14 protein-coding genes are annotated in these 12,795 nt (G+C 75.5%); 1 reads left to right on the top strand and 13 read right to left on the bottom strand.

All coding sequences use genetic code 11. From position 1 onward, the window contains the following. Positions 1-81: 81 nt before the first annotated feature. Genes ACGFZ2_RS00780 through ACGFZ2_RS00770 form a run of 3 tightly spaced genes read right to left on the bottom strand, consistent with a single transcriptional unit; the run spans position 82 to position 1,668 of the window. Positions 82-1,164 carry a beta-ketoacyl synthase N-terminal-like domain-containing protein gene (locus tag ACGFZ2_RS00780; protein ID WP_393448717.1) on the bottom strand — a complete coding sequence of 361 codons (1,083 nt, stop codon included), beginning with the start codon at positions 1,162-1,164 and terminating at the stop codon, positions 82-84. Then, positions 1,157-1,402 (bottom strand): acyl carrier protein, encoded by a 246-nt coding sequence (locus tag ACGFZ2_RS00775; protein WP_350685990.1) that lies wholly within the window; start codon positions 1,400-1,402, stop codon positions 1,157-1,159. Before ACGFZ2_RS00775 ends, ACGFZ2_RS00780 begins: the two co-directional genes overlap by 8 nt. Next, positions 1,402-1,668 carry an acyl carrier protein gene (locus tag ACGFZ2_RS00770; protein WP_393266285.1) on the bottom strand — a complete coding sequence of 89 codons (267 nt, stop codon included), beginning with the start codon at positions 1,666-1,668 and terminating at the stop codon, positions 1,402-1,404. Before ACGFZ2_RS00770 ends, ACGFZ2_RS00775 begins: the two co-directional genes overlap by 1 nt. A 15-nt stretch (positions 1,669-1,683) precedes the next feature. Between ACGFZ2_RS00770 and ACGFZ2_RS00765 the strand changes: the two genes are divergently transcribed. Further along, complete coding sequence (locus ACGFZ2_RS00765; protein WP_393448714.1) at positions 1,684-2,445, top strand: 4'-phosphopantetheinyl transferase family protein; 762 nt, start codon at positions 1,684-1,686, stop codon at positions 2,443-2,445. Here the strand turns inward: ACGFZ2_RS00765 and ACGFZ2_RS00760 are convergent. The 10 genes from ACGFZ2_RS00760 to ACGFZ2_RS00715 all read right to left on the bottom strand — a co-directional run bounded on the left by ACGFZ2_RS00760 (position 2,376) and on the right by ACGFZ2_RS00715 (position 12,400). Then, positions 2,376-3,767, bottom strand: a complete 1,392-nt coding sequence (locus ACGFZ2_RS00760) for a class I adenylate-forming enzyme family protein (RefSeq protein ID WP_393448711.1) — start codon at positions 3,765-3,767, stop codon at positions 2,376-2,378. The two genes, ACGFZ2_RS00765 and ACGFZ2_RS00760, sit on opposite strands and share 70 nt — an antisense overlap. Before the next feature lie 642 nt (positions 3,768-4,409). Continuing rightward, complete coding sequence (locus ACGFZ2_RS00755; protein WP_393266293.1) at positions 4,410-4,733, bottom strand: antibiotic biosynthesis monooxygenase family protein; 324 nt, start codon at positions 4,731-4,733, stop codon at positions 4,410-4,412. Continuing rightward, positions 4,730-5,980, bottom strand: coding sequence for a beta-ketoacyl synthase N-terminal-like domain-containing protein (locus ACGFZ2_RS00750; protein ID WP_393448708.1), 1,251 nt, complete (start codon positions 5,978-5,980; stop codon positions 4,730-4,732). Before ACGFZ2_RS00750 ends, ACGFZ2_RS00755 begins: the two co-directional genes overlap by 4 nt. Then, a complete protein-coding gene (locus ACGFZ2_RS00745) occupies positions 5,977-7,245 on the bottom strand; it encodes a beta-ketoacyl-[acyl-carrier-protein] synthase family protein (RefSeq protein ID WP_393266299.1) in 1,269 nt (422 codons plus the stop codon). The genes ACGFZ2_RS00750 and ACGFZ2_RS00745 overlap by 4 nt, the downstream gene beginning before the upstream one ends. 55 nt (positions 7,246-7,300) lie before the next feature. Beyond that, entirely contained in the window at positions 7,301-7,705 is a 405-nt protein-coding gene (locus ACGFZ2_RS00740) for a cupin domain-containing protein (RefSeq protein ID WP_357701335.1), read from the bottom strand. Further along, positions 7,698-8,450 carry an SRPBCC family protein gene (locus ACGFZ2_RS00735; RefSeq protein ID WP_393266302.1) on the bottom strand — a complete coding sequence of 251 codons (753 nt, stop codon included), beginning with the start codon at positions 8,448-8,450 and terminating at the stop codon, positions 7,698-7,700. Before ACGFZ2_RS00735 ends, ACGFZ2_RS00740 begins: the two co-directional genes overlap by 8 nt. Continuing rightward, complete coding sequence (locus ACGFZ2_RS00730) at positions 8,447-9,826, bottom strand: acetyl/propionyl/methylcrotonyl-CoA carboxylase subunit alpha (protein WP_393266305.1); 1,380 nt, start codon at positions 9,824-9,826, stop codon at positions 8,447-8,449. The genes ACGFZ2_RS00735 and ACGFZ2_RS00730 overlap by 4 nt, the downstream gene beginning before the upstream one ends. A gap of 11 nt (positions 9,827-9,837) precedes the next feature. Next, entirely contained in the window at positions 9,838-10,335 is a 498-nt protein-coding gene (accB, locus tag ACGFZ2_RS00725) for an acetyl-CoA carboxylase biotin carboxyl carrier protein (protein WP_393448705.1), read from the bottom strand. Then, positions 10,332-12,065 (bottom strand): acetyl-CoA carboxylase carboxyltransferase subunit alpha, encoded by a 1,734-nt coding sequence (locus tag ACGFZ2_RS00720; RefSeq protein ID WP_393448702.1) that lies wholly within the window; start codon positions 12,063-12,065, stop codon positions 10,332-10,334. Before ACGFZ2_RS00720 ends, accB begins: the two co-directional genes overlap by 4 nt. Beyond that, positions 12,062-12,400: a TcmI family type II polyketide cyclase gene (locus tag ACGFZ2_RS00715; protein WP_350707477.1), complete on the bottom strand. Its 339-nt coding sequence runs from the start codon at positions 12,398-12,400 to the stop codon at positions 12,062-12,064. The genes ACGFZ2_RS00720 and ACGFZ2_RS00715 overlap by 4 nt, the downstream gene beginning before the upstream one ends. Positions 12,401-12,795 lie beyond the last annotated feature (395 nt).

Genomic DNA, 12,795 nt, shown 5'->3' with positions numbered 1-12,795 from the left:
TGAGGCGGCCGGTGGCGACTGCCTGGCCGCTGTCCGGGCGCGTGCCGTCCGGGCGCGTGCCGGCGGACCCATTTCCGGCGTTCACGCGGCGCCCACCAGCAGGGCGGTGTTCGCACCGCCGAAGGCGGCGTTGAGGCTCAGCGCGTACCCGGTGGCGGCCGGCCGGGGCGCGTCGCGGATGACGTCGACCGGGCAGGCCGGATCGGGGCCGAGCCAGCCGGCGTTGACGGGCAGCTTCCCGCGCCGCAGGGCGAGCACGGTGACCACCAGTTCCAGCAGGCCGGAGGCCTCCAGGGCGTGCCCGTGCAGCGCCTTGGTGGAGCTGACCGGGGTCCGCGCCGCCGCCGCGCCGAGCGCCGCGCGCAGCGCCGCCGCCTCGGAGGCGTCGCTGTAGCCGGTGCCGGTGGCGTTGGCGTTGACGTACCCGATCGCCTCCGCCGCCAGCCCGGCCCGGCGCAGCGCCGCGGCGACGGCGCGGGCCAGGCCGCGCCCGCCCGGCTCCGGCTGGCAGGGGTGGAACGCGTCCCCGGCCCGGCCCCACCCGAGCAGGTCGGCCACCGGCGCCCGGGCGACGGCCGCCGATTCCAGCACCACCGCGGCAATCCCGTCGCCGAGCAGCAGCCCGGTGCGGCCGGCGCTGAACGGGCGCACCGCGCCGTCGGTGGCGAGGGCGCGGCCGGCGTCGAAGAGCGCGTACTGGTCCGGCTCGACCAGGTAGCCGGCCGCGACCACCGCCCGCTCGACGTCGCCCCGCCGGATCAGGGCCGCGGCGTCGGCCACCGCGCTGCTGGCCGAGACGCAGGCGGTGGTGTACGCCCGGGTCGGGCCGGTGAGCCCGGTCCGGGCGGCCAGGCCGGTGGTCAGCGCCGGCACGCCCGCGCCGCCGTGCACGGCCAGCAGCAGCGCCGTGCCGGCCCGGCGGCCGGCGTCGAGCCCGGCGGCTCGGCAGGCGGCGTCGACCGCCTCGGCCAGCTCGTCGGCCAGGTCGCCGACGTCGGGCAGGGTGGCGGCGGCGTCGACCCGCCGCGACGCCGTGTCGAAGCGGTCCACCGGCCGGAACGCGGGCGCCCCGGCCAGGACGCCGGTGAGCTGCGCGTCGGGTCCCCTGCCGAGCGCGCTGGTCGCGTGGACGCCGGTGAGCTGAACGGCGGCCCGCTCAGCCATCGGCGGGGGCGGTCAGGGAGGTCCGGAAGACCGCCAGGGCGTCGTCGACGGTACGGATGCCGGCGAGCTGGTCGTCGGTGAGGTCGAGCCGCCGGTCGTAGCGCTGCTCGACGAGGTGCACCAGCCAGGCCAGTTCCATCGAGCCGATCCGGTCGCCGACCTCGGCGGCCGGTTTCTCGGTGAGTTCGGCGAGCATGGTCACCAGGTCAGCTCGCCCCAGGTCGGGCTGACCGGCCATCAGGAGTCGTCGCTCGTCGCCCCGGCGACCCGGTCGGCGACCATCGTGGTGAACTCGCCGACCGTCATCAGGGCCAGCTTCTCCGACTCGTCGTCGGCGAACTTCAGGCCGTAGCGGTCCTCCACCCGCACGGCCAGGTCGGCGAGGGCCAACGACTCCAGGTCCACCCCGGACGGTCCGAGGGTGGTCTCGTCGTCGATGCCCTCGACGTCGTAGTTCATGTCCTCGAGCTGCTCGACGACGAAGGCGCGGATCTCGGCTCGCATGGTTAACCTCTCTCCGTGAGCCAGTTACCGGTGCCCGGTCGGGACACCGTGTACGTGTGGGTCGGCCGAGGGGACGGCGGTCGGCCGATCCCGGCCGGGCGGCTGCTGCGGCGGGCGGGTGCCACGCTGCTCGGCCGCGCGGAGGCGCAGATCGTGGTGGGCCACGGCCCGGACGGGCGACCGCTCGTCAGCGCGTCCGATGTGGACGCCCAGGTGTCGGTCAGCGTGAGCCGCGCCGACCGGGTGGTGGTGGTCGCCACCCGGCTGGCCGGCCCGGTCGGGGTCGACGTGGAGCGGTCCCGGCCGCTGCCCGCCCTGGCGCTGGCCCGGCGGTGGTACGCCCCGGCCGAGACGGCCTGGCTGGCCGGGCGGCCCGCCGGCGGCCGGGCGGCGGACTTCCTGCGGCTGTGGACCGCGAAGGAGGCGGTGGGCAAGGCGCTCGGGGTGGGGCTGCGCGACGGCGGCCTGCGCCGGCGGATGCCGGTGCCCGCCGCTGCCGGCACGCCCCGGCGCGCGGACACCGCACCGCCGGCGGGCGGCGAGCTGCGGCCGGTGCCCGGCGTGGCGGGGCTGCGCGTCGGGCACCCGCCGGTCGGCGGGGGCCTCGTCGTGGCGGTCGCGGTGGTCGGCGCCGACGCGCCGCCGGTCGAGGTGCTGGAGGTCCAGGTGGACGGGGACGGGACGATCGGGGCGGCGCCGCGGAGCGGTCACGTCGCCGCTGCCCGGAGCGTGTCGACCGAGCGGACCAGCTTGCCGGTCGTGGTGCGGGGCAGCTGATCCAGCAGGTGCAGGGTGCGCGGCCGCTTGTAGCCGGCCAGCCGCTCGGCGAGCAGCTTGTCCAGCACCTCCTCCGACAGCGGCCCGTCCGGCTGCACGTACGCGGTGATGCCGTTGTCCCAGACGACCACGGCGGCGGCGACGCCGGGCAGCCCGGCGACGGTCGTCTCCACCTCGGTGAGGTCGACCTTCAGGCCGCCGACGGAGACCTGCGAGTCGAGCCGCCCGCGCACGGTGACCAGCCCGGTGTCGGGGTCGACCGTGCCGGCGTCGCGGGTGTGCAGCCAGCCGTCGGCCCAGCGGGTCGGGTCGCTCAGCCCGACGTACGGCGACGCGGGGCAGCTGACCCGAAGCTCGCCGTCGACCTCGCGGACCTCGATGCCGGGGGCGGGGGCGATCGACGGGCGGTGCCGCCCGTACAGGTCGGTGCCGATGACGCCGACCTCGGTCATCCCGTACATGTTGCCCAGCGGCACGCCGTAACGGTCGGTGAAGGCGCGGGCGACGGCGGCCGGGACCAGCTCGCCGCCGGTGGTCATCCGCTTGAACTGCGGCAGCGGCCCGGCGGGCCGGGTGGAGGCGAGCAGTCCGATGTGGAACGGCACGCCGAGCACGGTGGCCGGTGAGTCGCCGGCGGCGATCGCGGCCAGCACGGCGTCGCCGCTGAGCCGCTCCGGGGGCACCAGCTCGACGCCGGCGTGCAGGCCGTAGAGCAGGCCGCCGACCAGGCCGAGCACGTGCACCATCGAGGGCAGCAGGATGATCCGTTCGCCGGGCAGCGCCACCCCGTCGATGCGGGTGTAGCGGTGCACCTCGGCGACGAGGTCGTCGGCGGTGCGACCGATCACCTTGGACGGTCCGGTGGAGCCTGAGCTGAGCTGGATCACCGCGTGCCCGCTGACCGCGGGGCGGTCGGCGTACGGGGTGACGCCCTCGGTGACGTCGACGAAGATGCGCAGCGCCCCGCCGCCGCTGCGCACCGGGGCCACGACCACCTGCGGGGTGAGCCGCTCCAGCGCCCGGTCCACCTCGTGGTCGGTGAGGCGGTGGTCGAGCAGGACGGCCTGCGCCCCGGTGCGCCAGGTGGCCAGCAGGTTCACCACGTACGCCAGTGACGGCGGCAGGCGGAGCGCGGCGGCCCCGCCGGGACGCAGTCCGGCGGCGGCGAGACGGGTCTGCGCATCGCCGACCAAACGCCGCAACGTGCCCCGCTCCACCGGTTCCGGAAGTCGCAGACAAATGTCGTTCGCAGGACCTGCGAGCAACACGTCGTCGACCCATTCCGGGGTCCCTGCCGCAGGATTTTCCGTCGGACGATCCATGCTCACCGCCGTCCACCGCCCAGCCTGAAATAGGGCGAGTACGCCCATAGGGTGCATCTTTCGGGGTGCTGCGGGAACACTACGACAGCCGCGAGAACCATTACTAGATGCAAATGGCTAGATCAAAAAAAGCGGCTGGCCGGATTGCAGACCCTCGATCGGACAGGCAGTATCGGGCGCGTACGGCAGCGCGCCGCTCACTATGGGTGAGCTGCGTCCGCAGCTCGGCATTGGCCCACCGGCCCGTCCGCACGGCATGCAGGCCCACGGGTCGCGTGGGGTCTCACCCGGCGACGGGACCCCGGCGACCGCCCGGGTTGCAGTAGCGCAGTAGGCACGCAACTACTGACAAACGGTCTCACCCGGCGACGGGAGCCCGGCGACCGCCGGGGGCCCACTCAGGCCCAGGCGGCCGAGGACCTGTCCGACCGACGGGCGTGCGGGCGCGCTCCCTCCGGTTCCGTCGCGCGTCGCCCTGGTGCGCGCCGCCGACGTTGAGCACGGCCAGGCCGAGCGCCGGCCAGAGCCGGGTGAACCCGTCGGTCGCCCTGAGCAGACTGGTGCCGAGGACCTCGGCACCAGATCGCGAGAAGCAGGAAGACGTACGCCGGTGATGCTGCGGCACGGCGTGCCGCCGGGCGGTCAGACGCGCGCCACCTCGGGGGTCTGCGCGTGGACGACGAAACGCAGCGAGCGGGCGTCGGTGAAACACTCCCGCATCGGCCGCACCAGCTCCCGGTGCCCGGGACTGCGTTCCCACGCCTCGAAGTCGGCCAGGGACTCCCACTCACTGGTGATCAGCCACTGCTCCGGGTCCGCCGCCGACCGGCACACCTGGTCAACCAGGTGCCCCGGCACACCGTCGGCGACCAGGTGACGCACCGCCTCGTACGCCCGCAGGAAGTCCGCCGTCCGCTCCTCGGCCACCCGCACGAGAAAGACGACCCGAGCCCGTGTCCCGCTCATTCCGCTGCTCCCCTCGGTGCCGGTGGCGCTCCGCGCAGCACCAGCGCGCTGTTGAAACCGTCGAAACCCCGGGCGCAGACCAGCGCCAGCCGGCTGTGCGGCTGCCGGGGCGCCCGCAGGAAGTCCAGTTCGCAGCCCGGCGCCGGCTCGCGGGGACCGGCGGAGGCGGGCAGCGTGTCGTGGCGGAACGCGAGCAGCGCGGTGGCCACGTCCAACGCGGAGCCGCCCTGGTGGGCGCGGCCGGTCAGCGCCTTGTGCGTGCTCACCGGCGGGGGCCGGTCGCCGAAGACCGCGCGCAGCGCCTCGGCCTCGGCGCGGTCGAAGCGGGGCACCCCGAGGGCGTCGGGGACCACCACGTCCACCTCGTCCGCGGTGACCCCGGAGCGGTCCAGGGCCAGCCGCATCGCCCGGGCGTACCGGGCGGAGTCGCCGCCGGCGTCCGGGCCGGTGTGCGCGGCGTCGTGGGTGGCGCCCCAGCCGGTCACCTCGCCGTAGACCCGGGCGCCCCGGGCCAGCGCGTGCCCCAACTCCTCCACCACGAACACCGCCCCACCCTCCGCCGGTACGTAGCCGCCGGCCGACCGGTCGAACGGCCGGTACGCCACCTCCGGGTCGGCGACGTCGCTGAGCAGCCCGGAGCGGAGCTGACAGGTCAGCGCGTACGGGCTCAGCGGGCACTCGGTCGCCCCGGCGATCACCACCGGCGTGCCCCGGCGCACGGTGCGCACCGCGTGGGCGAGGCTGTCCAGCCCACCGGCGGACTCGGCGACCAGCACCCCGCACGGCCCCTTGAACTGGTGGTGGATGGAGAGCTGCCCGACACTGGCGGCGTAGAACCAGGCGATCGACTGGTACGCCCCCACCGTACGGGTGGCGCCGCCCCACAGCCGTTGCAGTTCCCGCTGCCCGAACAGGTTCCCCCCGGACGAGCTGGCCAGCGTCACCGCCCAGCCGTAGGGCTCGGGGGCCCGCTCGGGCAGCCCGGCGTCGGCCAACGCCAGCCTGGTCGCGGCGAAGCCCAGGTGCGTCCAGCGGTCGGTCTGCACGAGCTGTCGGGTGTCGGCGTACGCCGCCGCGTCGAAGCCTGGCACCTCACCGGCGACCCGGGTCGGGTAGTCCGCCGGGTCGAACAGGGTGATCGGGCCGGTGCACCGGGTTCCCGCCGCGACCGTGCGCCAGTGGGCGTCGGCGCCGACGCCGCTGGGGGCCACCACCCCGATGCCGGTGACCACGGCCCGGGCGCTCACGCCGCCGCCGCCAGCCGCCGGAACACCATCGCGGACTGGAAGCCGCCGAAGCCGCTGCCCACCGACAGGGCCACGTCCACCGGGGTCTCCCGGGCCACGTTGGGCACGTAGTCCAGGTCGCACTCCGGGTCCCGGGTGGCCCAGTTGGCGGTGGGCGGCACCACGCCGTACTCGATGGCCAGGGCGCAGGCGGCCATCTCGATCGAGCCGATCGCGCCGAGCGAGTGCCCGACCATCGACTTGATCGAACTGATCGGCACCCCGTACGCGGCCTCGCCGAGCGCCCGCTTGAACGCCGCCGTCTCGTGCCGGTCGTTCTGCCGGGTGCCGGAGCCGTGCGCGCTGATGTAGGAGACGTCCTGCGGGGACAGCCGGCCCTGGCGCAGCGCGTCGGTGATCGCCAGGCCCATCTCCACCCCGTCCGGGCGCAGCCCGGTCATGTGGAAGCCGTTGGCGCGGCTGGCGTACCCGGCCAGCTCGCAGTAGACGTGCGCGCCCCGGCGGCGGGCGTGCTCCCACTCCTCCAGCACCAGCACCGCCGCGCCCTCGGCGAGGACGAAGCCGTGCCGGTCGGCGTCGAACGGGCGGGAGGCGTGCGCCGGGTCGTCGTTGTCCGGGCTGGTCGCCTTGATCGCGTCGAAGGAGGCGACGGTGACCGGGGAGATCGGCGAGTCCGACGCCCCGGCCAGCACGATGTCGGCCTCCCCGTCGACGACGAGCTGGTGGGCGTAGCCGATGGCGTCGATGCCGGAGGTGCAGCCGGTGGACACGACCTGGGCGGGGCCGTGCAGCCCGTGCCGGACGGCCACGTCGGCGGCGAGGGTGCTCGGCACCAGCGCCGGGTACAGGTACGGCCCGCCGAGGGCGTGGTCGACCAGCCACCGCCGGCCGGAGTCGCTGACCCGCACGTACTCCTGCTCCAGCGCCATGGTGCCGCCGACGGCGGTGCCCAGCACCACGCCGGTGACCTCCCGTTCGGCGTCGGTGAGTTCCAGGCCGCTGTCGGCGAGCGCCTCGATGGAGCAGGCCAGGGCGAACTGTACGTACCGGTCGGCGCGCTGCCGTTCGGCGAGGGTGATGCCGGCCGCGTCGGGGTCGAACTCGCACTCGGCGGCGATCTGGGAGCGGAACGGCGACGGGTCGAAGAAGGTGATCCGTCGGGTGGCCGTACGCCCTGCGGTCACGGTCTTCCAGAAGCTGTCCCGGGTGGCGCCGCCCGGCGCAACCACCCCGACGCCGGTGACGACCGTGCGGCGCCCGGTCACGACGCCACCTCGGTTCGCGACTGCGGGGCTCGCAACACCGGCTCACTCCTCGCGCTCACGACCCGCCCCGCTGCTCGACGAGTTCGGTGTCGACGTGGCCCAGTTCCGGCCGGGGTGCGAGGGGTCCCAGGTGGAAGACGACCTCGGCCGGCTCGTCGCCGGTGTTGCGCAGCCGGTGCCGGACGTTGCGCGGCACGAACAGCGCCTCCCCGGCGGCCAGCGGCACCGCCTCGTCGTCCAGGTCGGCGGTGATCGTGCCCCGGACGACGTACAGAAACTCCTCGCTGTAGGGGTGGTAGTGCTCGGCGATCCGCTCCCCCGGGCGCAGCGTCGCCACCCCCATGAAGCCGGAGGTGCTGCCGACGGTCTTCGGGCCGAGCAGCACCCGCAGCTCGCCGCCGCGGCGGCCGTCCGGCGCGACGTCGGCGGCGGCGACCAGCCGCAGGGTGTCCTCACTCATCGCCGGCTCCCGTCGACCCGTCGGCACCGGCCGGGGCCCGACCGCCGTCGGCGGCGGCCAACCGCTCGATCTTCTCCTTGATGACGGCGAGCTGCACGGCGCTGTTGGTATTGATCCGGTCGGTCATGCCGGCGTTGTCCACCGGCGCGGTCGGTTTCATCGCGAAGTCCTGCACCCAGGTCATCCGGGTGCCGCCGGGCTCCTCCGCGTAGCTCCAGTGGATGCGCATGTACTCGAACGGCCCGGTCTCCACCCGCCGGGCGCGCACCTGCCGGGTGGCCGGGTCGGCGGTGCGTTCGCTGACCCAGCTCCACGCCACCCCGTTCTCGTCGGGGTGCATGGTGAGCCGGAACCGCACCGTGTCGCCGTCGCGGTCCAGGATCTCCGCCCGGGCGTACTCGGTGAACAGCTCGGGCCAGCCGGCGACGTCGTTGGTGACGTCCCAGACCAGCGGCAGCGGCGCGGCGATGAGCACGCTGTTCTCGGTGTGTCCGGGCGGGTCGGCGCGGCGGGCCACCAGCTCGGCGACGCCCGCGATGCTGAGCTGCCCGGCCTGCTCGGGGATCTGCACCTGCCACCGGTCGGCGACCACGGCGGAGAGTTCGAGCAGCGCCAGCGAGTCCATGCCGAGTTCCTCCAGGGACGCGGCCGGGGCGCGGGCGGCCGCGTCGGCGTCCAGCCCGCAGTTGGTTACCAGGATGTCGGTGATCTCGGCGGTCAGCGGACGGCCATGGGTGACGGTCAACGGAGCCTCCTGTGGTGTGCGTCGGACGGGCCGGCGAGCAACTGGTCGACCAGGCCGGTGGAGTAGCGGCCCTTGCGGAACCCGGCGTCGTCGAGCACCCGCCGGACGAACGGGATGGTGGTGCGGACGCCGGGCCCGGCGATGTCGAACTCGTCGAGGGCGCGTTCCAGCCGGTTGAGCGCGAGCTCCCGGTCCGGCGCCCACACCGCCACCTTGGCCAGCAGGGAGTCGTAGTACGGGCCGAACAGGTAGCCGGCGTGGCCGTGCGTGTCGACCCGGGTGAACGGGCCGCCGGGCGGGACGAAGCGGTCCAGCCGGCCGGGGGTCGGCGCGAACCCGCGGTCCGGGTCCTCCACGTTGACCCGGCACTCGATGGCGACCCCGTGCGGGCGGACGTCCTCCTGCCGCCAGCGCAGCGGCACCCCGGCGGCGATGTGCAGCTGCTCGTGCACCAGGTCGATCCCGGTGATCATCTCGGTCACGGGGTGCTCGACCTGGATCCGGCAGTTGATCTCCAGGAAGTGGAACCGCTCGTCGGGGTCGACGAGGAACTCCACCGTGCCGGCGCCGGTGAAGCCGGCGGACAGGGCACCGCGCAGGGCGCACTCCGCGATGGCCTCCAGGGTGCCGGCGGACAGCGCCGGGGCGGGCGCCTCCTCCACCAGCTTCTGGTGCCGGCGCTGCACCGAGCAGTCCCGGGTGCCCAGGTGCACCCCGTTGCCGTGGGAGTCGCACAGCAACTGCACCTCGACGTGCCGGGCGCCGGTCAGGAACCGCTCCACGTACACCCGGTCGTCGCCGAACGCGGCCTGCGCGGCGGCCCTCGTCCGCGCGTACGCCCGGGGCAGCTCGGCCGGGGTGGCGACCACGGTCATGCCCCGGCCGCCGCCGCCGGCCGCCGCCTTGACGATCACCGGGTAGCCCGCCTCGGCGGCCACCTCCGCCGCCGCGGCCGCGGTGGGCACCGGCGCGACGCTGCCCGGCGGCAGCGGCAGCCCGGCCCGGCGCATCAGCGCCCGCGCCGAGGACTTGTCCGCCAGCGCGGCCATCACCTCCGGCGGCGGACCGATGAACGTCAGCCCGTTGTCGGCGCAGATCTCGGCGAAGTCGGCGTCCTCGGAGAGGAACCCGTAGCCGGGATGCACCGCCTGCGCGCCGACCTGCCGGGCCGCCTCCACGATCGCGGCGGCGTTGAGGTAGCTGCGCCGGCTGGCCGGCGGACCGATCAGGACGGCCTCGTCGGCGAGGCGCACCACGGCGGAGTCGGCGTCCGCCGTGGAGTAGACGACGGCGGTACGCACCCCCAGCTCGCGGCAGGCGCGCAGCACCCGCAGGGCGATCTCACCCCGGTTGGCGATCAGCACCTTCTCGAACATCACGCACCGCCTCAGACCGGGTCCAGCGCGACGAGCGGCTGGTCGTACTCGACCGGCTGCCCGTCGGCGGCGAGGACCTCGGCGACCCGGCCGCCCCGGTCGGCGGTCACCTCGTTCATCAGCTTCATCGCCTCGACGATGCCGATGACCTGGCCGGGGCGGACCAGGTCGCCGACGGCGACGAAGGGCGCGGCGCCCGGCTCCGGCGCCCGGTAGAACGTGCCGACGATGGGCGAGCGCACCGCGTACCGGCCCGGCTCGCCGTCGGCCACGGGCGGCGGCGCGGGCCGGGCGGGCACCGTCTCCGGCGTCTCCGCGGGCGGCCCGCCGTGCCACTCCACCTCCAGCACCGTGTCGCCGCTGCGCAGCCGCACCCGGCGGACCGGGCCGGCCAGCTCGGCGACCAGGTCCCGGGCGTGCCGCCGCAGCCCGGCCAGCACCGCGTCCACCCCGGACGCCGACTCCGCGCCGGCCGGCGCGGTGTCGACCGGGGCACCGCCCGCGCTCACCGGACACCCGCCCGGGCGCCGAGGCGGGCCGCGCCGAAGCGCCGGAACCGCTGCCGCCGGCGCCGGACCAGCGTGGCGGGGGGCACGTCCAGCAGCGGCAGCAGGGCGGCCGACACCGCCGCCCCCAACGCCCGCGCGGCCGCCTGCGGGTCGTGGTGCGCGGCCGGGGCCGGCTCGGGCACGAGGTCGTCGACCACCCCCAGGCGGCACAGGTCGGGCGCGGTCAACCGCAAGGCGCGCGCCGCCTGCGGGGCGGCACCCCGATCCGGCCAGAGGATGGCGGCGCAGCCCTCGGGGCTGATCACCGAGTAGACGGCGTGCTGGAGCATCAGCACCCGGTCGGCCACCGCGAGGGCCAGCGCGCCGCCGCTGCCGCCCTCCCCCGTGATCACCGCGACGACCGGGGTGGGCAGCACGGCGAGCGCGAGGATGTTCTCCGCGATGGCCGCCGCCTGCCCCTGCTCCTCGGCGCCCACGCCGGGATCCGCCCCGGGCGTGTCGACCAGGGTGACCACCGGCAGGCCGAGGCGGGCGGCCAGCCGCATCAGCCGCAGCGCCTTGCGGTGCCCGGCCGGGCTGGCCATGCCGAAGTTGCGGGCGACCAGCTCGGCGGTGGTGTGGCCCTTCTGGTGCCCGATCACCATGACGGGCCGGCCGTCCAGCCGGGCCAGTCCGCCGACCACCGCCGGGCAGTCCGCGCCGAGCCGGTCGCCGTGCAGCTCGACGAAGCCGTCGAACGCCGACTCCAGGTAGTCCAGCGTGGTCGGCCGGCCCGGGTGCCGGGCCAGCCGCACCGTCTCCCAGGCGTCGCCGCCCGGCGGGTCGGCCGGGCCCGGCGCCGTCGCGGCACCCGCCTCGCCGGCCGGCCGCGCCACGACCGGCGACGGCTCCTGCCGGGGTACGGCGGGACGCACCGCCGGCCGACGTCCCGCCCGGGCCGCGGCGAGCAGCGCCGCCAGCCGGCCCCGCAGGGCGTGCCGGGGCACCACCATGTCGACCTGCCCGTGCCGCAGCAGGAAGTCGGCCGTCTGGAAGCCCTCCGGCAGCGGCCGGCCGGTGACCTGCCGGATCACCCGGGGACCGGCGAAGCCCATCCGCGCCCCGCTCTCGGCGAGCACCACGTCGGTGTTGGTGGCGAACGAGGCCGCCACTCCCCCGTACGTCGGGTCCGTGAGCACGCTGACGGTGAGCAGCCCCGCCTCCCGCAGCGCGGCGATCGCCTGGCTGACCGTGGCCATCTGCATCAGCGACAGGACGCCCTCCTGCATCCGCGCGCCGCCGGAGGCGGTGACCAGGATCAGCGGCGTGCCGTCTTCCAGCGCCCGCTCGGCGGCCCGGGTGATCAGCTCCCCGACGGCGCAGCCGAGGCTGCCGCCGAGGAAGCGGAAGTCCATCACCGCGAGCGCGCACCGATGCCGGCCGATGGTGGCGGTGCCGCAGACGACCGCCTCGGCCAGCCCGGTGCCGGCCCGGGCGGCGGTGAGCCGGTGCGGGTACGGCAGCAGGTCGACGAAGCCGATCGGGTCGACCTCCGCCGGCCGGTCCGGCAGGGCGGTGAACGACCCCGGGTCGACGAGCTGGAGCAGCCGCTCCGGCGCGTCGAGGCGGGCGTGCGTGCCGCACTCGGGGCAGACGTCGAGGTTGCGGCGCAGCCGCTTGCGGTACAGCAGGGTGGCGCAGCCGCCGCAGCGGGACCAGAGCTGCCCCTCCCGGGGCGCGGTGGCGGTCACGACGGCCGCCCGGCGGGCGCGGCGTCGAAGCGGTAGAAGCACCGGGCCATGGCGTCGCGCGGCTCCCGCCACGTCGGCAGGTACGGCGAAACGTACGGGCGCAGCCGGGCGCTCACCCGCACGAACTCGGGGTGCCCCCGGGCCGCCTCGACCGCCGCCCCGGCCGGCGCGTCCGTCTCCAACAGGTGCACGTAGAGGTCACCCAGCCGGTACAACGACCGGTGCCGCACCCCGACCAGGTGCGGCAGCTCCGTCGCGTCGGACTCGGCGAAGATCTCGGCGACGCGCGCCTCGGCGCTCGGCACCACCTTCGCGACGATCAGCGAACGGTCCATGGGTGGACCTCCCTCCACGGCGTCCGACGTCGGTGACGACGGCGCCGGCCGAGCCGGACGACTGCCGACACGATGCGGCCACGGGCGTCACGGCGGCGTCACCGCAGCCCGCCGCCCGGCGACGCCACTTCGTGACGCTGCGTTGACGCAGGCTGTGTATCCGCTGTACAACAACCGCCCACCACGGTGGACTATCCGCAGTTCAGAACCGTTCTCGTGGACGCGTCGCCGACAGTCGGATCTCGCCTGAAATATTGACCGAGAGTGACCGCGATTGATAATCTTCGTCACGGTCAGCCCGGCGACCGCGGCGCGCGACGCCGCGCCGCGGCGGAGCGACCCGACAGTGGGGTCAAGGGCAGCCGCGCCGGGACAGCAGAGGAGTCGGGACGAGC

It is taken from the genome of Micromonospora sp. NPDC048063 (assembly GCF_043202855.1).
In the GTDB taxonomy this organism is placed as follows: domain Bacteria; phylum Actinomycetota; class Actinomycetes; order Mycobacteriales; family Micromonosporaceae; genus Micromonospora.
Note: the sequence above shows the minus strand (reverse complement) of the source record. Positions and strands in the feature narration are given on the sequence as shown.